Raw genomic sequence first — 22307 nt, forward strand, 5'->3', positions numbered from 1 at the left:
GCTCACCGGTGATGGCCGGGTCGAAGCTTTGTGTCCAGTTTAGCGGATACCGCAAGGTGGCGTGGGCCCGCCGAAGTGGACGCGCACGGAACCGGATCGGCGTCGGGGCCTGGCGCGGGGCCTGTCCCCGCGCCGGCCTGAGCCACGCTGAACTCGCTGACCTTGATCCGAGGGCGCTACGGGGATCCGAGGACGTTACGGGCGGCAGCGAGTTCAGACCGCCGCCAGCGAGTTCAGCGACGGGAGGCCCTGCCGACGCCTCAGCGGCCGCCGAGCGGGCCGCGCAGAAGCTTGTGGGCCGCGGGCTGGGCCACGGGCCGGATGGTCACGTGAGCGAGGTTCACATGGTGCGGCGCCTGAACCGCATAGGCGATGACGTCGGCGACATCCTCGGCCACCAGGGGTTCCTCCACGCCCGCGTAGACCTTCGCGGCGGCCTCGGCGTCGCCCAGCCGGCGGAGGGCGAACTCCTCGGTCTGCACCAGGCCGGGCGCGATCTCGATGACACGGATGTTGTGCTCGGCTTCCTCCAAGCGCAGTGCGTCATTGAGCGCCGCCTGACCGAACTTGGCGGCGTTGTACCCGGCCCCGCCCTCATAGGCGACGTGACCGGCGGTGGAGGTGACGTTGAGCACCGTGCCGCGGCCGTGAGCGCGCAGCTGGGGCAGGAACGCCTTGGTGAGCTTGAGGGTGCCCAGGACGTTCACCCGGTACATCCATTCCCAGTCGTCGGTGTCGGCTTCAGCGACACGGTCCGCGCCGCGAGCGCCCCCGGCGACGTTGATCAGGGTGTCGATGCCCCCGTCGGCGGTCACGGTCTCCACGAGACGCGCGACGTCGGCGTCTTCGCTGATGTCCGCCACGAGCGGCACGACGCCGGTCTCCTGCGCGAGGCGTTCCAGACGGTCCGCACGGCGCGCGACGGCGTAGACCTTCCAGCCGTCCGCGCTCAGCCGACGGGCCGTCGCCTCGCCGATGCCGGTGCTGGCTCCCGTCACGAGAGCGGTACGAGAAATCTGGGAGTTCTGGAGGGTCATGGGACCACTTTAACCGGCGCCGAGGAACGATTTGTCACAGGCGCCTCCCGCGCGGACCGCCGGCGGGAGGGAGCTTCTCGCCTCGGGCCGGACGCGACGAAGGCGGAAGGATGCCACTCCCTCCGCCTCCGCGCAGTCCTCACGACGCCCCAGTGCCTCTGACAATCAGCTGGACAGTCGCAGTCACTGGCCATGGCGCTCTCACAGGCCATGACCGGAGACCTCCCGGTCCAGCTCCTCGCCCGCCGCGGCATTGACGGTATCCCGAGGTGCGTCCACTGGGGCGATCACGGAGTACACCGAAGAGTCGCCCTGGAGCGACTGGCTCACCGTGCCGTCCACGCCGACAGGGATGTCGCCGGCGATCGTGACGCGGTTGAGCCGGCGCGGCTGCGAATCGTAGTTGTCCGGCGCGTAGTGCTGGGTGATGCGGTTGTCGAAAAGAACCAGCTGATTGGGTTCCCAGTTCACGCGGACGACATTTTCCGGCCGGGTCACATACGCCTGGAGGAGGCGCAGGATGTCCCGGGACTCGGTGTTGGACAGACCGACGATCCTGAGCCGCTGGGCGAAGCCGCCGATGAAGAGGCCGTGTTCTCCGGTCAGCGGATGGACGCGGACCACGGGATGCGCGGTCTCGAAGTGCACCCGGGTGAACTCCTTACGCCGTTCCTCCGCGGTCGCGTGCTCCAGGTTCTTCGGGACGGAGTAGTCATAGTCGTTCGTGTGGATGGCCCACAGGGTGTTCGCGAAGCGGCGCAGTTCCTCGGGCAGGTCCCGATAGGCGCCCTCGGTGGTCGCGATCAGGGTCTCTCCGCCGTAGGCCGGCACCTCGATGCTGCGGAGGGTGGAGGCCTGGGGCGGGTTCAGCACGAAGGTGACATCGGTGTGCCAGGTGTTCGCCGAGCCGTTCTCACTGTCCACGGGAAGGACGTTCTCCTCCCCTTCCACGGACGCGACCGTCGGGTGGGCCTTGGTCAGCGGGCCGAAGTGACTGGCGAATCGGACCTGATCCTCATCGCTGAGGATGTTCGCCTCGCGGAAGACCAGGGCCTTGTGCCGGTTGAGGGCCTCACGGATCTGGGTCACCGTGTCCGGGTCCAGGTCTCCACTGAGGTCCAGCCCTCGGATCTCGGCCCCGATGCGGGCGCTGAGCGGCGTGAATTCAAGCTTGGTGGCGGCGATGGTGCTCATCACGTGCCGTCCTTTCGGTCGTCTTTCTGGAAGGTCAGCGGACCCGCCGTGGGGCGGGCCGTACCCCGTGTCTACCGGGGTTTCCGGCCCGACGGAAGGCGCACCGACTTTCAGCTCAACCGTGCGACGTGGCGGTTAAACGGGCGACATCAGAGGTCACTCCCGGCACGCTCGTGTGACTCGGTATGAGCCTCCGTGACGTCTGATTCCAGGCCCGGAATGAGCGTCAGTTTTCCGCCGGGATGGCCCGTGGACAGGAAGCGGTGAGCCTTCGGGGCCTCGGACAACGGGTAGCTGCGGCTCAACGGGACGCGCAGCAGACCCCGGCCTGCGAGCGTCACCAGGTCCTCGCGCGCCGCGTCCCGGAATGCCGCACTCTCGGGTTTGGTGCCGGCGAGCGCCTGGAACCCGTGTTCCTCGGCCTGGCGGGGAGCGGCGACGGTGACGATGCGCTGCCGGTCGGAGACGAGGGACCACGACAGCTCCACGGCTTCGTCGGTTCCAGCGGCGTCCAGTGCGGCATCCACTCCGGTGCGTTTGAGAGAACGGACCGCCTCCTCAACCCGCTCCTGCAACCCGGGCCCGTAGCGGACCGGAGTCCCGCCGAGTGCCCGGACGTCCTCCGCCCGGGCCTCACTCGCCGTGCCGATCACGGTGATGCCTCGCAGCGCCGCGAGCTGAAGGACGATGGACCCGACCGCGCCGGACGCCCCATGCAGCAGAAGGGTCTCGCCGGCGGTCGCGCCGACCGCGTGCAGCATCTCCGCCGCGGTGGTCCCCGCCAGCAGGAGATTCGCGGCTTCCTCGACATCAAGCGACGGCGGACGGTGCAGGACCTTCTCGGCCGGCACCGTGAGTTCCGTGGCATAGCCGCCGCGGACCCGGAAGGCGAGCACCTCGTCGCCGACCGCGACGGGGCCTGTCACCGCCGTCGTGCCGGGACCCACCGCCACCACGGTGCCGGCGACCTCGTAGCCGATGGCGACCGGTAGCTGCTGACCCGCACGCGGCGCCGCGACGTGCTTGGCATCGGGCCGGGTTGACCCCGGCGGCCCGCACGGAGATCGTCACTTCTCCGGGCCCGGGCTTCGTGGGAGCGTATTCGACGAACTCCCATCCTTCGGGGCTTCCCCATTCCGACGCGATCCAGTGCCATGCCATGAGTTCTCCTTCTGTCGAATGCCTACCGGCTTTCAGATGACTGCCTGTCGAAGGCCGGCCGATTCCGGCCCTTCGCTCCTCCCGCGACTGCTCTCCCCGCATCTTTCCGCGCCCCAATCGGTTGCGTGGCGGTGCCTGCCCGTTGCCCGCGCTGTCGTTCGACCGTACTCCCGTGTATCACTCCTGCGCCTCCGAGAGGACATCACACAAGACGAACACCGTCACCGGAGACAACTCTTCCCACCCCACGGAAACCCAGGATTACAGTGGATGGATGCTGCCTTCCCCCACGTCACGCCTCCGTTTCCGGGACATGGCCCCGGCTGACCTGGACGCGATGGCCCGGCTTCTCGGTGATCCCACCGTGATGGAGTTCTACCCCCGCCCGAAGACCAGGCCCGAGGCGCTGGCGTGGATCGAATGGAACCAGCGCAACTACCGCGAGCTCGGTCACGGGCTCTGGATCGTGGAGGACCACGACGGCACCTTCGTCGGGGACTGCGGTCTCACGTGGCAGCGGGTCAATGGCCTGCCCCGCCTCGAAGTGGGCTACCACATCGTGCCGGAGTTCCAGGGCCGGGGTTTGGCCACGGAGGCTGCTCAAGCGTGCCGGGACTTCGCACGGGACGTGCTCGGTGCCCAAGAACTCGTCGCGATCATCCACCCGGAGAACCGGGCATCCCGGCGGGTGGCGGAGAAACTCGGCATGGCGCAGGGCCCGGATGATCACGGGGATTCTGGAGCTCTCGAGGGCATCGGACCGGCCCGGACCGTCATGGCCCTGGAGTTTCCTCGGCCTCGTCCGTGAGCTCCCTTGAATCCGTGAGGCGCAGTGGCCGCTTGAGGTGCGCGGGCGAGTTCCGTCCGCCTCTGGCCTTCCCGCCCGGACCGTGGCACCGGACGGATGTCACTCCAGCTGTTCCAACAGATAGGCGCGCAGCACCTGGGCGTGATTGATCTCGCGATCTTTCGCCGCGTAGAGCAACTCGACGTCCCGGCCCTCCCTCACGAGTCCGATCACGTGGTCCACCGGTACCGGGTGCTCATCGAGCTCCCCCCGGTACAGCGTGGTGAACTCCTCGAAGCGGGATGCCATGTGGGCGAACTCCGTCCGGAGTGGGCCGGACGGGGCGATGTCCTTGAGCCACTCGTCCAGCGCGGCCTTCTCCTTGCTTACCCCGCGCGGCCAGAGCCGGTCCACGAGTATGCGGTACCGGCCTTCGACGGGCTCGTCGTAGATCCGGGCGGTGGTCAATTGTCCAAGCTGCTGATTCGTCATGGTTCATGCTAGGCACCGCGGATCCATGGAGACCCAGGTGAAGGTCTTTATGTGGACAACCGGCCGGGCCACGCCCTGTGAGGTTCCGCTGACCGCCTGGGCAGCCCAGGCGCTCCGGTCAGGACGCCGTCACGGTGAACGTCATCCGCTGCCCGTTGAGTTCGTAGCGGTCGCTGAGTTCAGGCCGGACCTCGAACTCGTAGATGATGGTCGTCGTCCCCGTGGAGACCGCGGTGAAGGTCTCCACCTGTTCCGAAGGTCCCCCGATAGGCCGTCGCTCGGCGGGAGGCTCCTTCCTGACTTCGGCGAGATGAGATCCCGGGCCTTCGACGCGCACCCAGCGGTATCCGACGGAAGAATTGGTCATGCCGAGATCGATGATGACCCGGCCGCCCACGGGGACTGTCGCAGCGGTGTGGTCCTTGTCCAGACGGACCTCCGGCGCCGCACATGCGCTGGCGGCGAAGGCCAGCCAGACTGCCGGAACCGACACCAGCACCGCGCGCCGGCTCGTTGATGATCCTGACGCCATTCCCCTGTTCCCCCGATGACCGGCCATGGTCGGAGTGTACCCCCAAGGCGTGCGCCGGCCCGGTTACAGTGGCACCGTGAACTCTTCCGGTGCCGGCCGCTACGCCCCGTCCCCCAGCGGTGACCTGCATCTGGGCAACCTCCGCACCGCCTTGCTGGCCTGGCTCTTCGCCCGCAGCACGAACCGCCGTTTCCTTCTGCGGGTGGAGGATCTGGACAGGGTCCGGGCCCGCGCCGAAGAGTCGCAGCTCCGAGACCTCGAGGCCGTGGGCGTGACCTGGGACGAACCCGCGGTCCGCCAGTCCGAACGCGGAGGGCTCCACGACGCCGCCCTCGAAACGCTGATCCGCGACGGGCGGACCTTCGAATGTTTCTGCACCCGCCGCGACATCGCCGAGGCGACGTCCGCGGCGCACGGCGCGATTCCCCTCTACCCCGGGACCTGCCGGAACCTCAGCGATGCCGAACGCGAGGAACGGCGCCGTGAGCGCCCTGCCGCGCTGCGCTTCCGGTCCGGGGGCGGCACGGAACGCTTCACCGACGCCCTGGCGGGCGACTACGTGGGTCCCGTGGACGACGTGGTCCTGCGCAGGAACGACGGAGCCGTCGCCTACAACCTGGCGGTCGTGGTCGACGACGCCGACCAGGGCGTGGACCAGGTGGTGCGCGGTGACGATCTCCTCGCCTCCACGCCCACCCAGATCCGGCTGGCGCGCACCCTGGGCCACGCGCCGCCGTCGTACGCCCACGTGCCGCTCGTCCTGGGGCCGGAAGGCAAGAGACTGGCCAAGCGCGACGGCGCGGTGACGCTCAGCGATCTGGCCGCGGCAGGCTGGGACGCGGCGGAGGTCCGCGACGCGCTGTTGCAATCGCTGGGTCTGCCCGGGGGCGGGCTGGAGAACGCCCTGGCGGCCTTCGACCCCGAACGGCTCCCCCGCGAACCCTGGGTGTTCCGCGGCACACTGGGCCGCGGAACACCCGGCTGAGGACCGCCGCGCGTACCAGGCATGAAAGAATTGCTCTCATGACTGATGCGACGCAGGGTACAGACACGCCCGAGGCCACCACCGTTCCCGACAAGCCGGCCCTCGAGGGCCTGGAAGCCAAGCTCACCGAGCGGTGGCTGGCCGACGGGACCTACAAGTTCCAGCAGGACACCACCCGGGGTGAGGTCTACTCGATCGACACTCCCCCTCCCACCGCTTCCGGCTCGCTGCACGTGGGCCACATGTTCTCCTTCACCCAGACCGACGTTCTCGCGCGCTACCAGCGCATGCAGGGCAAGAACGTGTTCTATCCGATGGGCTGGGACGACAACGGTCTGCCCACCGAGCGCCGCGTCCAGAACTACTACGGCGTCCGCTGCGATCCGGCCATCCCCTACCAGGAGGGCTACCAGCCCCCGGCCGAGCCGGCGAAGAACCAGCGTGACTGGGACGTCGTGTCCCGTCGCAACTTCATCGAGCTGTGCGAGCGCCTGGCCGTCGAGGATGAGAAGGTCTTCGAGCACCTGTTCAAGACCCTCGGACTCTCCGTGGACTGGGACATGACCTACCGCACCATCGATGACGCCTCCCGTGCGGTCTCCCAGCGCGCCTTCCTGGCGAACCACGCGGCCGGGGACGCCTACCTGGCCGAGGCCCCGACCCTCTGGGACGTGACCTTCCGGACCGCCGTGGCCCAGGCAGAGCTCGAGGACCGCGAAGTCGCCGGCGCGTACCACCGGTACCCGTTCTTCACCGAGGACGGCGAGAAGATCTTCATCGAGACCACGCGTCCCGAGCTGCTCGCCGCGTGCGCCGCGCTCGTGGCGAACCCGGACGACGAGCGCTACCAGCCGCTCTTCGGCAAGAAGGTCACGTCGCCGCTCTTCGGCGTCGAGGTCGAGGTCAAGGCCCACCCACTGGCCAAGGCCGACAAGGGCTCCGGCATCGCCATGGTCTGCACCTTCGGTGACCTGACCGACGTCACCTGGTGGCGCGAGCTGCAGCTGCCCACCCGCGCGATCATCGGCCGCGACGGCCGCATCCTCGCCGAGACCCCCGAGTGGATCACCACCGACGCCGGCCGTGAAGCCTACGAGCGGATCGCCGGCAAGACCGCGTTCTCCGCCAAGGAGGCCGTGGTCGAGATGCTGCGCGAGCAGGACCTCCTGGACGGCGAGCCGAAGAAGATCATGCACGCCGTGAACTTCTTCGAAAAGGGCGACAAGCCCCTCGAAGTGGTCACGAGCCGCCAGTGGTACATCCGCAACGGCGGCCGCGACGAGGACCGTCGCGAGCGCCTCATCGCGCGTGGCCGGGAGATCGACTTCCACCCGGCGTTCATGCGGTCCCGCTACGAGAACTGGATCGAAGGCCTCAACGGTGACTGGCTGGTCTCCCGCCAGCGCTTCTTCGGTGTGCCCGTGCCGGTCTGGTACGGCCTCGACGCCGAGGGCAACCCGGACTACGAGAACCCGATCGTCCCCGCCGACGAGATGCTTCCCGTGGACCCTGCCGCCGACGTGGCTCCCGGTTACACCGAGGACCAGCGCGGCGTGCCCGGCGGCTTCATCGGTGACGCCGACGTCCTGGACACCTGGGCCACCTCCGCGCTGACCCCGCAGATCGTGGGCGGCTGGAGCCGCGACGAGGACCTCTTCGCCAAGGTGTTCCCGTTCGACCTCCGCCCGCAGGGCCACGACATCATCCGCACCTGGCTCTTCTCCTCGGTGGTCCGCGCCGACGCCCTGCAGAACGTGGCGCCGTGGAAGCATGCCGCCATCTCCGGCTGGATCCTGGACCCGGACCGCAAGAAGATGTCCAAGTCCAAGGGCAATGTGGTGGTCCCGACCGCCGTCCTCGAGGAGTTCGGTTCGGACGCCGTCCGCTACTGGGCCTCCTCCGCCAAGCTCGGCGCGGACACCGCGTACGAGATCGCCCAGATGAAGATCGGCCGCCGCCTGGCCATCAAGCTGCTCAACGCGTCCAAGTTCGTCCTGAACCTCGGCGCCACGGAGGCCTCCGTGCTGACGGCCGACAGCGCGGTGCTGACGAACGCCCTGGACCGCGGGCTGCTGACGCAGCTCGCCGAGGTCGTCCGTCAGGCCACGGACGCGTTTGAGAAGTACGACTACGCCCGCGCCCTGCAGGTGACCGAGTCCTTCTTCTGGCAGTTCACGGACGACTACGTCGAGCTCATCAAGGACCGTGCCTACGGCGCTCAGGGCGAGGAAGGACAGGCGTCCGTCCTGGCCGCCCTGGCGACCACGCTGGATGCGCTGCTGCGCCTCTTCGCGCCGTTCCTGCCGTTCGCGACCGAAGAGGTGTGGAGCTGGTGGCGCACCGGGTCCGTGCATCGAGCCGCGTGGCCGGCTCCGCTGGAGGACATCGACGGCGACGTCGCTCTGCTCGCCACGGTCGGTGAGGCCCTCTCCGGTCTCCGCAAGGCGAAGTCCGAGGCGAAGGTCAAGCAGCGCACCGAGGTCCTGCAGGCGACGGTCTCCGGCCCCGCTGCGCGGATCGCTCAGCTCGAGGCCGGTCTCGCCGATCTGAAGGCAGCGGCGAACGCCCGCGAAGTCTCCCTGGTGGAGGCCGACGGCGAGCTCACCGTCAGCGACGTCGAGCTGGCTCCGGCCGAGGCGCCGGCGCAGGCTTGAGTCGAGCGCATGACTGAGTCGCGGCACAGGGTGCCGTGACGCCGAAGGGGTGGTCCCGGAACTTCCGGGACCACCCCTTCGGCGTTATGCTAGGGTTGCTTCACATTCAGGCGTTCCGACCGCCTGCCCGAGACGCAGAAGGAGGTGTGACCATGACTGTCACGTTCACTGTCGCCATGCCCGGCGACGCTTCGACACTCCACACCTCCCCCGTCTCCGCCTGAGCCGCATTCCTTCCCGCGCCGTCCGCACCCCGTCCCTCCGGGACGCACCGCACCGCGCCACAACCTGCGGCAGGAGACCTCCACGAAAGAGTCTCCACTGTGACTTCTTCACTGCATGAAACTTTCGATTCCCCACTGCTCCGCGCCCACGGCTGGGATCCGGAATGGCAGGACATCTTCTCCGGGCTCGCCGTGCCCGGAACTCTCCCGGCCCGGGTGCTCCGGGCCGAACGCGGCCTCTGCGAGGTCATCACCGCACACGGACCGGACCGCGTCCAGCTCCACGGTTCCCCCGGCATCGGCCGCGGCGTCTGGCCGACCACGGGAGACTGGATCTCCATGGTCCCCGCCACGAGTTCGACGGCGGCACATCTGGGCTCAGTCCTGCCGCGGCGGACGCTGCTCGCCCGGGCGACGGCGGGCGGCAACTCCCAGGAACAGGCACTCGCCGCGAACGTCGACACCGTCGTGGTGGCGGTGTCTCTGGCGAGCCCGCTCCGGCATTCCCACACGGAGCGGCTCCTGGCCCTTGCCTGGGCATCAGGGGCCACGCCCATCGTGGCGTTGACGAAAGCCGACACCCATCCGGACCCGGAAGCAGCACTCGAGGAACTGGGACCTGTGGCACTCGGTGTCCGGGTCGTCGCCACGAGCGCCGAGACCGAGGAAGGCGTGGACGAACTCCGCGCCGCGATCACCGGCACCGTGGCCCTCATCGGACCTTCCGGCGCCGGCAAGTCCAGCCTGGGCAACCGCCTGCTGGGAGCCGACCTCCTGGCCACGGGAGAAGTCCGCGCCGTCGACGGGAAGGGGCGCCACACCACCGCCTGGCGGGAACTGCTGCCGATGCCCGACGGCGGCGTGCTCCTGGACACCCCCGGCCTGCGCTCGGCGGGCGTCACCGGATCTGAAGAGGGAGTGAGCGACGCCTTCTCCGACCTGGAGGAACTGTCCGCACGGTGCAGATTCTCGGACTGCGCCCACACCAGCGAACCAGGGTGCGCCGTCCAGGCAGCGATCGACGAAGGCACTCTCACGGAGCGCCGGCTGCAGAGTTACCGGAAACTCCAGCGGGAGGCCGAACGCATGGCGGCCCGCACGGACGCGAGGCTGCGCTCCGAACGACTGGCCCAGATGAAGTCGATGGCTCACCAGCACCGGGCCTTCGCCAAGGAACGGGGGCTTTCGAAGAACCGCGACCGTCGCCGCTGAGGTGTCGGCCTCGGAGCTGTCCTGGTCCGGGACAAAGGGGAAGCCCCATCGGCGTGTTGCCGTCGGTGGGGCTTCGACTTTCGGCTGCCTGGTGACGGACCGGCAGTCTGGCGGAATCCTCGGATCTTCAGGTCTTCCCGCCTCGTCACTGGCGGCGAGTTCCCGACTTCGCCGATGGCTGCGTCAGGAGTCCCTCATCTCTGAATCTCTGGCTTCCGCGTCCTCTCCTTGCGGAGTGGTACTCACCATTGTGAACCTGCCCGCGGAGCAGGACAAGACCTCCGGAAGAACTACTCCGGTGTGATTCCGGGACGTCGGTTTCCGTGCCCGTGCGCCGGCCCCACCGAGTGCCCGCATCGCAGGCCGGGCACTCTGTGGCACAGTAGTGGCATGCCGGAACTGCCAGAGATCACGGGGCTGCGGACCTTCCTGGACCACGCTCTCCACGGCGCCGTCGTGGACTCCGTGCGCATCACCTCCTTCGCCGTGCTCAAGACGGCGGATCCCCCGTACTCAGCGCTGGAGGGCCGGACCATCACCGGCGTCGCGCGCCACGGGAAATTCCTCGACCTCGACGCCGACGGGATCCATTTCGTCTTCCATCTGGCCAAGGCCGGCTGGCTCCGCTTCACGGACAACCCTTCGCCCAAGCCGCTCCGACCTGGTTCCGGCCCGATCGCAGCCCGGCTCGCCTTCACGACGGCGACCCAGGACGGACAGGAACCGGCGCGCGTGGGTTTCGACCTCACGGAGGCCGGCACCCGGAAGAGCCTGGCCGTCTACGTGGTCCGCGATCCTTTTGAGGTTCCGGGCATCGCCAGTCTGGGACCGGATCCGCTCGACCCCGGCTTCACTCAGGACGTGCTGGACGGAATCATCGAGGGCAGCTCGCAGCAGATCAAGGGGCTGCTGCGGAACCAGGCCGTGATCGCGGGTATCGGCAACGCCTACAGCGACGAGATCCTGCATGCCGCGAAGATCTCCCCGTTCGCGATCGCCAAGTCGCTGGACCAGGACGAGCGCACCCGTATCTTCACCGCCGTCGAGCAGGTTCTCGGTGAAGCCGTGGCCTCCGCGTCCGGTAAGCCGCCGGAACAGCTCAAGGACGCCAAAAGGGGTGGCATGCGCGTCCACGGCCGGACGGGCCAGACGTGCCCGGTGTGCGGTGACACGGTCCGCGAAGTCTCGTTCGCCGACAGGGCGCTGCAGTACTGCCCCACCTGCCAGACACACGGGAAGGTCCTCGCGGACCGCCGCACCTCACGGTTCCTGAAATAGCGTCAGGGCACGGCGTCAGTCGAATTCAGGGCTTTCGGTCCTGCTCCGCTTGAGCTCGAAGAAGTGCGGGTAGGCGCCGAGGGTGACGGCGGCATCCCAGATGCGGCCTGCTTCCTCACCGCGCGGGATCCGGGTCATCACCGGGCCGAAGAAGGCGGTCCCGTTGAAGGCCACCACCGGCGTCCCGACATCCTGGCCCACGCGGGAGATCCCGTCCTCGTGGGAGGCGCGGAGTGCCTCGTCATAGGCGTCGCTCTCGCCTGCCGCGGCCAGTTCGGCCGGGAGACCCACCTCGGCCAGTGCCTTCGCGACGACGGCCGGGTAATCCTTGTTGCCGTTGTTGTGGATCTCGGTGCCCATGGCGTCGTAGAGCGGCTTGATGCACTGCTCACCGTGCTGCTGACTCGCCGCGATGATCACCCGCACGGGCCCCCACGCCTGGTCCATGAGGGCCCGGTAGTTCTCCGGAAGCTCTCGGCCCTCGTTCAGCACCGAAAGGCTCATGACGTGCCACTGCACCGTGATGGGCCGGACTTCTTCCACCTCGCCGATCCAGCGACTGGTCACCCAGGCGAAGGGGCATACGGGATCGAACCAGAAATCGGCGCGCTGCTGTTCCACTGGAAATGCTCTCCTTGCTGTACTGGACTGTTCCGGGTCTGGATCTCAGACGGATCGGATCAGGCGGACTTGTTCCGGCGCTTGGCCCGGACCTCGTGACTGATGATGGTGGGTTCGGCCTGATCGGTGACCACGTCCTTGGTGATCACCACGGTGGCCACGTCCTCGCGGCTGGGCAGATCGAACATGATCGGCAGCAGGACCTCTTCGAGAATCGCGCGCAGGCCTCGGGCGCCGGTGCCCCGTTCCAGGGCCTGGTCCGCGATGGCGTCCAGCGCCTCCTGCTCGAATTCCAGCTCCACCCCGTCCAGGTGGAACATCTTCTGGTACTGCTTGGTCAGGGCGTTGCGCGGCTCGGTGAGGATCTGGATGAGCGCGGGGCGGTCCAGATGGGAGACGCTCGTGATGACGGGCAGGCGACCGATGAACTCGGGGATCAGACCGAACTTCAGCAGGTCCTCCGGAAGGACGTCCGCGTAGTTGTCCGTGTGGTCCTCGGCGGAATGCAGAGGGGCCCCGAACCCGATGCCCTTCTTCCCTGCCCGCGAGCCGATGATCTCCTCCAGGCCGGCGAAGGCGCCGGCCACGATGAAGAGCACATTGGTGGTGTCGATCTGGATGAACTCCTGGTGCGGGTGCTTGCGGCCACCCTGTGGCGGCACGCTGGCGACGGTCCCTTCCAGGATCTTCAGCAGGGCCTGCTGCACGCCCTCACCGGAGACGTCACGCGTGATGGACGGGTTCTCGCTCTTGCGGGAGATCTTGTCGATCTCATCGATGTAGATGATGCCGTGCTCGGCCTTCTTGACGTCGTAGTCCGCGGCCTGGATGAGCTTGAGGAGGATGTTCTCGACGTCCTCGCCGACATACCCGGCCTCGGTGAGGGCGGTGGCATCGGCCACCGCGAACGGGACGTTGAGCCGCTTGGCGAGGGTCTGTGCCAGGTACGTCTTGCCGCAGCCCGTGGGGCCGACGAGCAGCACATTGGACTTCGCCACCTCGACCTCGTCGAGTCCTTCGCCCAGGGCGGTGCCGGAAGCTCCCGAGCGGATGCGCTTGTAATGGTTGTAGACGGCGACGGACAGCGCGCGTTTGGCCGGCTCCTGGCCGATGACGTACTGCTGCAGGAAGTCGAAGATCTCGCGGGGCTTGGGCAGCTCCATGGGGCCGAGGTCCTTGACCTCCGCCAGCTCCTCTTCGATGATCTCGTTGCAGAGCTCGATGCACTCGTCACAGATGTACACCCCGGGACCTGCGATGAGCTTGCGCACCTGCTTTTGGCTCTTTCCGCAGAAGGAGCATTTGAGCAGGTCCGTGCTCTCACCAATCCGAGCCATGAGGGACTTCCCTTCGTCGCCCACCCGGGAACGGTGTGTCTCCGGGCTCCAGTCGTATTTCCACTCTAAGTCAGGGCTCCGACACTTTGGCCGAAGACAGACGTCGCCGGGGCAAATAATTGCCCCGGCGACTTCCGGTTGCGCTGAGGATCAGCGCGTGATCGCGGCCTTCTTCACCTTGCGAGAATCAAGCACCTGATCCACGAGGCCGTATTCCACGGCCTCGGCGGCGGTCAGGATCTTGTCGCGCTCGATGTCGTTGTTCAGCTGCTCGGGCGTGCGGCCCGAGTGCTGAGCCAGCGTCTCCTCCAGCCAGGAACGCATCCGCATGACCTCGTTGGCCTGGATCTCCAGGTCGGAGGCCTGACCGCCCTGGCCGCCGGAGAGGGCGGGCTGGTGGATCAGGACACGGGCGTTCGGCAGGGCCAGACGCTTGCCGGGGGTTCCGGCGGCGAGCAGGACCGCGGCGGCACTGGCCGCCTGGCCGAGGCAGACCGTCTGGATCTCCGGGCGGATGTACTGCATGGTGTCGTAGATCGCGGTCATCGCCGTGAAGGACCCACCCGGGGAGTTGATGTACAGGGTGATGTCCCGTTCCGGGTCGGTCGACTCAAGCACGAGCAGCTGCGCCATGATGTCATCGGCCGAAGCGTCGTCCACCTGGACACCCAGGAAGATGATGCGGTCCTCGAACAGCTTGGTGTACGGATCCTGGCGCTTGAAGCCGTACGGCGTGCGCTCCTCGAACTGGGGCAGGACGTAGCGGTTGTTGGGCAGGTTTCCCGCGGACCAACCGAAGTTGTAGTTCATGTCTGTGACTCCTTGCGAATCGGTCCGATGTTACTTGTTGGTTCCGCCACCGCCGGGCACGGAGGCCGCGTGCTCGGCGATCTTGTCGAAGAACCCGTATTCCAGGCCCTCCTTCGCGGTGAACCACTTGTCCCGGTCGTTGTCCTTGAGGATGGTCTCCACGCTCTGACCGGTCTGGTCGGCGGTGAGTTCCGCCATGACCTTCTTCATGTGAAGGATGAGCTCGGCCTGGATCTTGATGTCCGAGGCCGTGCCGCCGATGCCGCCGGACGGCTGGTGCATCAGGATGCGGGCGTTCGGGGTGGCGTAGCGCTTGCCCTTGGTGCCCGAGGAGAGGAGGAACTGACCCATGGAGGCGGCCAGACCGGTCGCCACCGTCACCACATCGTTCGGGATGAACTGCATGGTGTCGTAGATCGCCATGCCCGCCGTGACGGAACCGCCGGGCGAGTTGATGTAGAGGTAGATGTCCTTCTCGGGGTCTTCTGCCGACAGGAGCAGCAGCTGGGAGCAGATGGCGTTCGCGTTCTCGTCACGCACCTCCGAGCCGAGCCAGATGATGCGCTCCTTGAGCAGGCGATTGTAGATGTAGTTGTCCTGCGCCGCAGGGTCAACACTCGCCATGCGCGGTGCCGGTGTTTGCTGTGACATGGTTGCCTACCTCTTTCGTGGATGGCCGCAAACGGATTTCGGTTACTTGGACACTAACCGTTTTCGGCGGGCCGTTGTTCGCCAAAACGGTCCTGTTCGCTTTAGGCGCACCGGGCCGGCGGCCGGACAGCGCAAAGGACCGCCGGAGGATGAATCCTCCGACGGTCCTTCGGGTCATGCAGCGTGCGACGGCGGCAGCCCGCCGTCGTGGTCGCGCTTACGCCTTGGCGTCAGCAGCTTCCTCAGCGCCTTCTTCGGCGGCTTCGGCTTCGAGCTCGTCGCGGCCCTTGACGAAGTCGCTCAGGTCCACGGCCTTGCCCTCGGAGTCGACGACCTCGGCCTGGCCCAGCACGACGGCCAGAGCCTTGCGGCGGCGGACCTCGGCGACCATGAGCGGCACCTGGCCGGCCTGGTCGAGGATCTGGGCGAACTGGTTCGGCTCCATGCCGTACTGGGAAGCGGTGGTCACCAGGTAGTCGATGAGCTCGTTCTGGGAGACGCCGACCTCTTCCTTGTCCGCGATGGCGTCCAGGATGATCTCGTTCTGGAACGCACGCTCGGAGTTGGCCTTGACCTCGGCGCGGTGCTCCTCGGTGTCGTGGTCCTCACCGGAGTGGTTGTTCTCCGGGGAGAAGTGCTGCTCGATCTGCTCTTCGATGACGGACTCCGGGACCGGCACGGAGATGAGCTCGACGAGCTTGTCCAGGACCTTGTCGCGGGCCTCGACGCCCTGCTCCATGAGCTTGCCCTCGGCGGCCTGCTTGGCCAGGTCCTCACGGAGTTCGGCGATGGGTGTCGAACTCGGAGGCCAGCTGCGCGAAGTCGTCATCGGCCTTCGGCAGTTCGCGGACCTTGACGCTCTTGAGAACGACCTTGACCTGAGCCTTCGTGCCGGCGTGCTCGCCGCCCACCAGGGTGGTGTCGAAGACGGCGTCCTCGTCGACGGACAGGCCGGTGACGGCCTCGTCGAGGCCTTCCAGCATGGTGCCGGAGCCCACCTGGTAGGACAGGCCACTCGCGCTGTCGACCTCTTCACCGTCGATGCTGGCGGTGATGTCGATCGTGATGAAGTCATCGTCGGCGGCCGGGCGATCGGCGGCGACGAGGGTGCCGAAACGGCCACGCAGGTCTTCCAGCGCCTTGTCGACGTCGGCTTCGCTCGCCTCTGCGGCGGCGACCTCGACCTTGATGCCGGCGTAGTCCGGGAGCTCGACCTCGGGACGGACGTCCACCTCGACCTGGAACTTCAGCTCACCGTCGGTGGCGGAGGGGTCGGGGACCTCGGTGATCTCCACCTCGGGACGGCTCAGCGGACGGATCTCCGTCTCGGCCACGGCCTGCTGGTACCAGCCGTTGAGGCCGTCGTTGATGGCGGTCTCGAGGACGTAGCCACGACCGACACGCTGGTCGACCAGCTTGGACGGAACCTTGCCCTTGCGGAAGCCCGGGACCTGGATCTGGGAGGCGATGGTCTTGTACGCCTCGTCAATGCTGGGCTTCAGCTCCTCGAAGGGGACCTCGACATTGAGCTTGACCCGGGTGGGCGAAAGGTTCTCGACAGCGCTCTTCACGGCGTTCGTTCTCCTGATTGGTGTCTGGATTCAGTTCTGCGCCGCCGGATTGCTGTGAACGCACCGATGGCAGATGTGTGCGCAGAGTCGGGGTGACAGGATTTGAACCTGCGACTTCCTGCTCCCAAAGCAGGCGCTCTAGCCAAGCTGAGCTACACCCCGTAAGTGCAGATGACAGTCTATAGGCCACCGTGACGCATTCCCTAAATCGGGTTCGGCGCACCTGGGGAAGCCCCGTTTTGCGATCATCCCGGCTCGCCTGTAAGCTCAAACGCGCAACGGGGACGTAGCTCAATGGTAGAGCCTCAGTCTTCCAAACTGATTACGCGGGTTCGATTCCCGTCGTCCCCTCTCCCGATGCCCCGGTTCAGCTGAACCGGGGCATTTTTCATGCCCTGGGAGCGGCTTGTCTGCTCAGTTGTTGCGGGTCTCTCGGCAGAACATCCGCAACAACTGAGCAGACAAAGAGGGAGCGGTGATTCAGCGCTGGCAGCCCGGGCACCAGTACAGCTTGCGCCCGGCCAGTTCGCGGAGAGCGATGTCCGTGCCGCAGCGCGGGCAGGGGCTGCCCTGGTGCTGATAGACGGAGAACGCCTCATGCTCCTCCGGCAACGGACCCGACCAAGTCGCGGGATCCGTCGTGATGATCCTGCCGTCCCGCACCCCGTCGGCCAGGAGACGCTCGGCGTCGGCCCAGAGTCCGGCGGCCTCCTCGGCGCTGAGGGAGGTGCCAGAGCGCGCCGGATCGATTCCGGCGCGGAACAGCAGCTCTGCGCGGTAGATGTTGCCGATCCCGGCCACCACGCCCTGGTCCATCAGCAGTTGCCCCACAGAAGTGCGACGCGACCTCAGGCGGCGGGCGAACTCCTCGCCGTCGTGCTCATGGCCGGGAAGGCCTCGGTGCAGCGGGTCGGGGCCGAGCTTGGCGCGCGCGGCCGCCACGTCAGGGCCGGTGGCGGCGTCGCAACGGCTCGCTCCCCGCAGGTCCGCCCAGCCGTGCTCGCTCACGAGGCGGACGCGGACCGCGCCCACGGGCGCCGGAGGGCCGGTGTAGACGTCCTCGCCGCTGTCCGCGACTTCGCGCTCACCGATACGCCGCGGGGCGCCGATGCTCGACGCCCCCGTGAAGGTCTCATCCCCGCCGAACTCCCACGCGCCGTACAGGCCGAGGTGCACGTGCAACCAGAGATCGCCCTCGAAACCGAGGAACAGCTGTTTTCTCATGCGCCTCGGAGGAGAGCAGGCGACGCCCGTCAAGCAGGGCAGCGCCCGCGGCGAACCGCCCCTGAGGGCTGCTCACCGCCAGGCGCTGACCGGCGAAGACGTCGTGGAACTGGATGGCCAGTCGCCTGACCGAATGCCCTTCAGGCACTAGGCCAGGACCTCGCCCGTCTCTTCGTAGTGGGCGATCTTGCCGATGCGGCGGACGTGGCGCTCGTCGTTGCTGAACGGCTCGGTGAGGAACGCGTCGATCAGCGCGGCGGCTTCTTCGACCGTGTGCTGACGGCCGCCCACGGCCACCACGTTGGCGTCGTTGTGCTCACGGGCCAGGCGGGCCGTGGAGTCGTTCCAGGCGAGCGCCGCACGGACGCCCTTCACCTTGTTCGCGGCGATCTGCTCACCGTTGCCGGAACCGCCCAGGACGATGCCGAGAGCGTGGACACCTGCGGCCTGATCGGCGACGACGGCCTGCGCCGCGTTGATGCAGAAGCCCGGGTAGTCATCGAGCGCGTCGTACTCGGTGGGCCCGTGGTCGATGACCTCGTAACCGTGCTCGGTCAGGTGCTTCACCAGGTAGGCGCTCAGCTCCATTCCGGCGTGGTCGGTGGCGATGTGGACGCGGGGCTTGACGGCAGTGTCGGTCACGTGGGTCTCCGGGGAATTCTGAGGAGGGATCGGTCCTCTCCACCCTACCCGTCCCGGGCGCACGTTACGCGGGACGGGTGAGGCTGCGCAGCGCGGCCGCGAGCAGTTCGGCCGTTTCCGGATCGGGGGCGGAGAACGTCACCGCCGGGTGCCCGGCGTCCGCCACCGGCAGCACGACGACGGCGGGCCCGCTCGCCACGAGGAAGCTGCGGCCGCGCTCCCCCGTCCTCGGCCCCCAGCCGCCGTAGTCGGCCGCCGTCGCCTCAAGCGCTTCGGCGCCTCGGATGTCCCCCGCGGAGATCCGGCACACGGGAAGGAACCCGCCCAGGCGCAGCGAGAGCCCCTCACGGCTCACACGGATGCGCAGGATCAGCAGCGCCGCGGCGGCCAGGGCGAGCACCAGGAGCACCAGGGCCGGCCACGGGTTCACGATGCTCACAAGGGCCGCCGGGAAAACCCCCAGGAGGCCCGTCATCACGAGCACCGAGGTGCGGGGACGCGCCCACACCGCGGTCTCCACGGCGGCCAGCTCCGGATGCGCCAGAGCCTCGAGCTCCCGCTGCAGCGCACGGTCATCGCGGGGATCCCATTGCGCGAGCGGTGTGTACACGTAATGGACCAGCAGGCCGAGACCGAGGGCGCCGCCGGTGCCCAGGAGGAGGACCAGGTTGTCCACATGGGAATTCCGCGCATCAGAAACGTCGAACTGACCCGCGAGTCCCGCCGCGGCCACCGTGCAGAGGAACAGGCTCAGGGTGATGCCGGCGGAGAGCATGATCCGCCGCATCAGCACGGGGAGGTTCGTCAGACCGGAGGCCACCAGGAACGGCAGTGAGGGGATGATGATCAGGAGGACCGCCATCGTCAGATAGCCGGCGAGGTCCGTGAACGCCACGCCACCCTGGCTCTCCCAGCGGAAAGCCACGGGCGTGGGCAGGCGGCGCGCGACCGCCTGCACGGCCAGCCAGAACGCGCCGGCCAGGACCACGGGGAAGCCGACCGCGAAGCGCAGGGTCCGCCAGTCGATCACCCCGTCACGCCGACGTCGTGTTTCGTCTCCTTCTGCACCGCGCATGTTCTTCACGCTACCCTCTGGCGGAGAGGAGCGGTCAGCGGGCATAGTTGTGAAACACTAGCTTCAAAGTGGCGCCAAAGGTGGCGCTCCTCACCATCAGCCCCAGGGAAAGGCGCAGAACTTGCCAGGAATGAATCTCACCCGAGCGGAAGCCGAGGAGCGCTCAGCGCTCCTTTCTGTTGACTCCTACACGGTGGACCTGGACCTCACCAGGGGCGATCGGGTCTTCGGCAGCACCACCACGGTGCGCTTCACGGCCAAGGACGGCGCCTCCACCTTCATCGACGCGGTGACCGACTCGGTCTCCCAGGTGATCCTCAACGGCGCGGATCTCGACCCCGCCCAGGTCTCCGACGGCGTGCGGATCCAGCTCGACGGGCTGGCCGCCGAGAACGTCCTCACCGTGGTCGCCGAGAACCCCTACATGAACACCGGCGAGGGTCTGCACCGCTTCGTGGATCCCGTCGACGGCGAGGTGTACCTCTACACGCAGTTCGAGGTCCCGGATTCGCGCCGCATGTTCGCGGTCTTCGAGCAGCCCGACCTCAAGGCGACCTTCACGTTCAACGTCACGGCCCCCGCGCACTGGGACCTGGTCTCCAACTCCCCCACCCCGGTGCCCGTGCCGCAGCCCGCAGGCGCGGACGGCGGCGCCCGCTCACTGTGGAGCTTCACCCCCACCCCGCGGCTGTCCTCGTACGTCACCGCCCTGATCGCCGGCCCGTACCAGTCGGTGCGCAGCGAACTCGTCAACTCCGAGGGCCGGACCATCCCGCTCGGCGTCTTCGCCCGCAAGTCCCTCATGCAGTACCTCGACGCGGACAACATCTTCGAGCTGACCCGCCAGGGCTTCGAATTCTTCGAGCAGCAGTTCGGCATCCCGTACCCCTTCGAGAAGTACGATCAGCTCTTCGTCCCCGAGTTCAACGCGGGCGCCATGGAGAACGCCGGCGCCGTGACCATCCTGGAGGGCTACGTCTTCCGCGGGCAAGTCCCCCAGGCCCAGGTGGAGCGCCGTGCGATCACCGTGCTGCACGAGCTCGCCCACATGTGGTTCGGTGACCTGGTCACCATGCGCTGGTGGAACGACCTCTGGCTCAACGAGTCGTTCGCCGAGTACATGTCCCACCTGGCGGCCGTGGAGAACACCGCGTTCACCAACGCCTGGACCACATTCGCCTCGGTGGAGAAGTCCTGGGCCTACCGCCAGGATCAGCTGCCCAGCACCCACCCGATCTTCGCCGCGATCAACGACCTCGCGGACGTCGAGGTCAACTTCGACGGCATCACCTACGCCAAGGGCGCCTCGGTGCTCCGTCAGCTCGTGGCCTGGGTGGGCCAGGAGGAGTTCATGGCGGGCGTTCGCGCCTACTTCGCCAAGCACGCCTGGAAGAACACGGTCCTGAACGACCTGCTGGTCGAGCTGGAAGCCGCCAGCGGGCGCGACCTGGGCGACTGGGGCAAGCTCTGGCTGGAGACCGCCGGCGTGAACACCATCAAGCCGGAGCTAGAGCTCGATGCGGCCGGCGTCATCACGTCCTTCACGCTCGTGCAGACCGCGCCCGCGGACCACCCGACCCTCCGCCCGCACCGCCTGGCCATCGGCCTGTACTCTCTGGACGCCGTGGGCCGCCTGGTGCGCACCCGCCGCCTGGAGCTCGACGTCGACGGCGAGCGCACCGAAGTTCCGGAGCTGGTGGGCACGCCGCACAACGGGCTCATCCTGATCAACGACGACGACCTCGCGTACACCAAGGTCCGTCTCGACTCGGCGTCCTGGAGCTATGCGCAGGAGCACCTCTCCGCGTTCGCCGAGTCCCTCCCCCGCACCCTGGTGTGGGCCTCCGCCTGGGACGCCGCCCGCGACGCCGAGGTGCCGGCCCGTCAGTATCTTCAGCTGCTCCTGAACAACATCGGCGCCGAGACGGACTCCTCCGTGGTGCTCATCCAGCTCCGCCAGCTGGCCACCACGCTGAACTTCTACGTGGCCCCGGAGCACCGGGAGCAGGCCATCATCGAGGCGGCGGACGCCCTCCTGGAGCTCGCCGAGAACGCGGCGCCGGGCAGCGACAGCCAGCTCCAGTTCATCAAGGCCTTCGCGCTGCACGCCCGCAGCCAGGCTCAGCTGGACTGTGTCGCCGAGATCCTCGACGGCACCCGGGAAGTCCCCGGCCTCGCGGTGGAGCAGGACCTCCGCTGGGAGCTGCTGACCTCGCTCGTGGTCGGCGGACGGGCCGCGCAGGCGGAGATCGACGCCGAGCTGGAGCGCGACAACACCGCGAACGGCCAGAACTCCGCGGCACTGGCCAAGGCCGCCATCGCCACACCCGAGGCCAAGGCTGCCGCGTGGCAGGAGATCGTGGTGGACGGCAAGCTGTCCAACGCCATCCAGGGTTCCGCGGTGTCGGGCTTCACCCGCGTGCACGACGCGGCCCTCCTGGCGCCGTACGCGGAGAAGTTCTTCGAGGCCGTCCCCGGGATCGTGAAGAGCCGCACGCTGGCCCTCGCGCAGCAGATCCTCGTCGGCCTGTACCCGTCCTACCAGACGACCCAGCAGACGGTGGACCGCACCAACGCGTTCCTGGAGACGCTGGATGAGGACAGCGCCGCCCTGCGACGCACCCTCCTGGAGAACCGGGACGCCGTGGAGCGCGCACTCCGGGCACAGGCCGCGGACGTCTGACCCCCGGCGGTGACCTGAGCGGCAGAGCCGCCACAGCAGCCCCGACGACGGCGGGTGGGCCACTCACGCGAGTGGGCCACCCGCCGTCGTCGTGCCGCCGTCCTGATCCGGACAGCGCGGATGGCCTGGGCAAGCAC

The 22307-nt window shown here is 67.8% G+C and carries 17 protein-coding genes, 2 tRNA genes and 2 pseudogenes; 7 read left to right on the top strand and 14 right to left on the bottom strand.

The features are described from left to right. Positions 1–260: 260 nt before the first annotated feature. The 3 genes from QFZ52_RS08555 to QFZ52_RS08565 all read right to left on the bottom strand — a co-directional run bounded on the left by QFZ52_RS08555 (position 261) and on the right by QFZ52_RS08565 (position 3211). Positions 261–1037 (bottom strand): SDR family oxidoreductase, encoded by a 777-nt coding sequence (locus QFZ52_RS08555; protein WP_307497193.1) that lies wholly within the window; start codon positions 1035–1037, stop codon positions 261–263. A 201-nt stretch (positions 1038–1238) separates the two neighbouring features. Beyond that, entirely contained in the window at positions 1239–2231 is a 993-nt protein-coding gene (locus tag QFZ52_RS08560) for a TauD/TfdA dioxygenase family protein (RefSeq protein WP_307497194.1), read from the bottom strand. Between the two features lie 149 nt (positions 2232–2380). After that, positions 2381–3211 (bottom strand): NADP-dependent oxidoreductase, encoded by an 831-nt coding sequence (locus QFZ52_RS08565; protein WP_373425708.1) that lies wholly within the window; start codon positions 3209–3211, stop codon positions 2381–2383. A 455-nt stretch (positions 3212–3666) separates the two neighbouring features. Between QFZ52_RS08565 and QFZ52_RS08570 the strand changes: the two genes are divergently transcribed. Continuing rightward, positions 3667–4200 carry a GNAT family N-acetyltransferase gene (locus QFZ52_RS08570; RefSeq protein ID WP_307497197.1) on the top strand — a complete coding sequence of 178 codons (534 nt, stop codon included), beginning with the start codon at positions 3667–3669 and terminating at the stop codon, positions 4198–4200. A gap of 99 nt (positions 4201–4299) precedes the next feature. Here QFZ52_RS08570 and QFZ52_RS08575 read toward each other — a convergent pair whose 3' ends face one another. Next, the gene (locus QFZ52_RS08575) at positions 4300–4671 is read right to left on the bottom strand and encodes a DUF488 domain-containing protein (RefSeq protein ID WP_307497198.1); all 372 of its coding nucleotides are present in this window, start codon (positions 4669–4671) and stop codon (positions 4300–4302) included. Positions 4672–4789: 118 nt separating this feature from the next. Next, positions 4790–5164, bottom strand: a complete 375-nt coding sequence (locus QFZ52_RS08580) for a protease inhibitor I42 family protein (RefSeq protein ID WP_307497200.1) — start codon at positions 5162–5164, stop codon at positions 4790–4792. A 115-nt stretch (positions 5165–5279) separates the two neighbouring features. Here QFZ52_RS08580 and gluQRS point away from each other — a divergent pair, with 115 nt between their 5' ends. The 4 genes from gluQRS (at position 5280) to QFZ52_RS08600 (ending at position 11556) form a co-directional block, all read left to right on the top strand. Beyond that, complete coding sequence (gene gluQRS, locus QFZ52_RS08585; protein WP_307497201.1) at positions 5280–6188, top strand: tRNA glutamyl-Q(34) synthetase GluQRS; 909 nt, start codon at positions 5280–5282, stop codon at positions 6186–6188. A gap of 38 nt (positions 6189–6226) precedes the next feature. Further along, positions 6227–8842: a valine--tRNA ligase gene (valS, locus tag QFZ52_RS08590; RefSeq protein WP_307497202.1), complete on the top strand. Its 2616-nt coding sequence runs from the start codon at positions 6227–6229 to the stop codon at positions 8840–8842. 323 nt (positions 8843–9165) lie between these two features. Further along, positions 9166–10278, top strand: coding sequence for a ribosome small subunit-dependent GTPase A (gene rsgA / locus QFZ52_RS08595; RefSeq protein WP_307497203.1), 1113 nt, complete (start codon positions 9166–9168; stop codon positions 10276–10278). Positions 10279–10668: 390 nt separating this feature from the next. Then, positions 10669–11556 (top strand): Fpg/Nei family DNA glycosylase, encoded by an 888-nt coding sequence (locus QFZ52_RS08600; RefSeq protein WP_307497204.1) that lies wholly within the window; start codon positions 10669–10671, stop codon positions 11554–11556. Between the two features lie 15 nt (positions 11557–11571). Here QFZ52_RS08600 and QFZ52_RS08605 read toward each other — a convergent pair whose 3' ends face one another. From QFZ52_RS08605 to QFZ52_RS08630, 6 genes and pseudogenes are all read right to left on the bottom strand, one after another. Continuing rightward, on the bottom strand, positions 11572–12177 hold the full coding sequence (locus QFZ52_RS08605; RefSeq protein ID WP_307497205.1) for a mycothiol-dependent nitroreductase Rv2466c family protein: 606 nt from the start codon (positions 12175–12177) through the stop codon (positions 11572–11574). A 59-nt stretch (positions 12178–12236) separates the two neighbouring features. Further along, a complete protein-coding gene (gene clpX, locus QFZ52_RS08610) occupies positions 12237–13514 on the bottom strand; it encodes an ATP-dependent Clp protease ATP-binding subunit ClpX (protein ID WP_307497206.1) in 1278 nt (425 codons plus the stop codon). 150 nt (positions 13515–13664) lie between these two features. Beyond that, positions 13665–14324 (bottom strand): ATP-dependent Clp protease proteolytic subunit, encoded by a 660-nt coding sequence (locus tag QFZ52_RS08615; RefSeq protein WP_107002914.1) that lies wholly within the window; start codon positions 14322–14324, stop codon positions 13665–13667. 30 nt (positions 14325–14354) lie between these two features. After that, a complete protein-coding gene (locus QFZ52_RS08620) occupies positions 14355–14948 on the bottom strand; it encodes an ATP-dependent Clp protease proteolytic subunit (RefSeq protein WP_208189416.1) in 594 nt (197 codons plus the stop codon). Positions 14949–15192: 244 nt separating this feature from the next. Then, positions 15193–16546: pseudogene (gene tig, locus QFZ52_RS08625) on the bottom strand (trigger factor). 87 nt (positions 16547–16633) lie between these two features. Further along, positions 16634–16708 (bottom strand) — tRNA-Pro (locus QFZ52_RS08630). A gap of 118 nt (positions 16709–16826) precedes the next feature. On the opposite strand from QFZ52_RS08630, the gene QFZ52_RS08635 reads away from it, so the two are divergent. Next, positions 16827–16897: transfer RNA gene (locus QFZ52_RS08635), tRNA-Gly, on the top strand. A gap of 129 nt (positions 16898–17026) precedes the next feature. Here the strand turns inward: QFZ52_RS08635 and QFZ52_RS08640 are convergent. The 3 genes and pseudogenes from QFZ52_RS08640 to QFZ52_RS08650 form a co-directional block, all read right to left on the bottom strand. Then, positions 17027–17918 (bottom strand): annotated as a pseudogene (locus tag QFZ52_RS08640) (Fpg/Nei family DNA glycosylase). Then, the gene (locus QFZ52_RS08645; protein WP_307497207.1) at positions 17918–18412 is read right to left on the bottom strand and encodes a ribose-5-phosphate isomerase; all 495 of its coding nucleotides are present in this window, start codon (positions 18410–18412) and stop codon (positions 17918–17920) included. Before QFZ52_RS08645 ends, QFZ52_RS08640 begins: the two are co-directional and overlap by 1 nt. Before the next feature lie 64 nt (positions 18413–18476). Further along, a complete protein-coding gene (locus QFZ52_RS08650) occupies positions 18477–19487 on the bottom strand; it encodes a hypothetical protein (RefSeq protein WP_307497208.1) in 1011 nt (336 codons plus the stop codon). A 130-nt stretch (positions 19488–19617) separates the two neighbouring features. Here QFZ52_RS08650 and pepN point away from each other — a divergent pair, with 130 nt between their 5' ends. Then, entirely contained in the window at positions 19618–22170 is a 2553-nt protein-coding gene (pepN, locus tag QFZ52_RS08655; protein WP_307497209.1) for an aminopeptidase N, read from the top strand. Positions 22171–22307 lie beyond the last annotated feature (137 nt).

Origin of the sequence: Arthrobacter woluwensis (assembly GCF_030816155.1) — a bacterium.
GTDB classification, from domain to species: Bacteria; Actinomycetota; Actinomycetes; order Actinomycetales; family Micrococcaceae; genus Arthrobacter_E; species Arthrobacter_E woluwensis_A.

Coding starts and splice junctions, on each gene's coding strand:
- QFZ52_RS08555 (WP_307497193.1), bottom strand. CDS start 1,037: ATGACCCTCCAGAACTCCCAGATTTCTCGTACCGCTCTCGTGACGGGA.
- QFZ52_RS08560 (WP_307497194.1), bottom strand. CDS start 2,231: ATGAGCACCATCGCCGCCACCAAGCTTGAATTCACGCCGCTCAGCGCC.
- QFZ52_RS08570 (WP_307497197.1), top strand. CDS start 3,667: ATGCTGCCTTCCCCCACGTCACGCCTCCGTTTCCGGGACATGGCCCCG.
- QFZ52_RS08575 (WP_307497198.1), bottom strand. CDS start 4,671: ATGACGAATCAGCAGCTTGGACAATTGACCACCGCCCGGATCTACGAC.
- valS (WP_307497202.1), top strand. CDS start 6,227: ATGACTGATGCGACGCAGGGTACAGACACGCCCGAGGCCACCACCGTT.
- QFZ52_RS08600 (WP_307497204.1), top strand. CDS start 10,669: ATGCCGGAACTGCCAGAGATCACGGGGCTGCGGACCTTCCTGGACCAC.
- clpX (WP_307497206.1), bottom strand. CDS start 13,514: ATGGCTCGGATTGGTGAGAGCACGGACCTGCTCAAATGCTCCTTCTGC.
- QFZ52_RS08615 (WP_107002914.1), bottom strand. CDS start 14,324: ATGAACTACAACTTCGGTTGGTCCGCGGGAAACCTGCCCAACAACCGC.
- QFZ52_RS08620 (WP_208189416.1), bottom strand. CDS start 14,948: ATGGCGAGTGTTGACCCTGCGGCGCAGGACAACTACATCTACAATCGC.
- QFZ52_RS08650 (WP_307497208.1), bottom strand. CDS start 19,487: ATGCGCGGTGCAGAAGGAGACGAAACACGACGTCGGCGTGACGGGGTG.
- pepN (WP_307497209.1), top strand. CDS start 19,618: ATGAATCTCACCCGAGCGGAAGCCGAGGAGCGCTCAGCGCTCCTTTCT.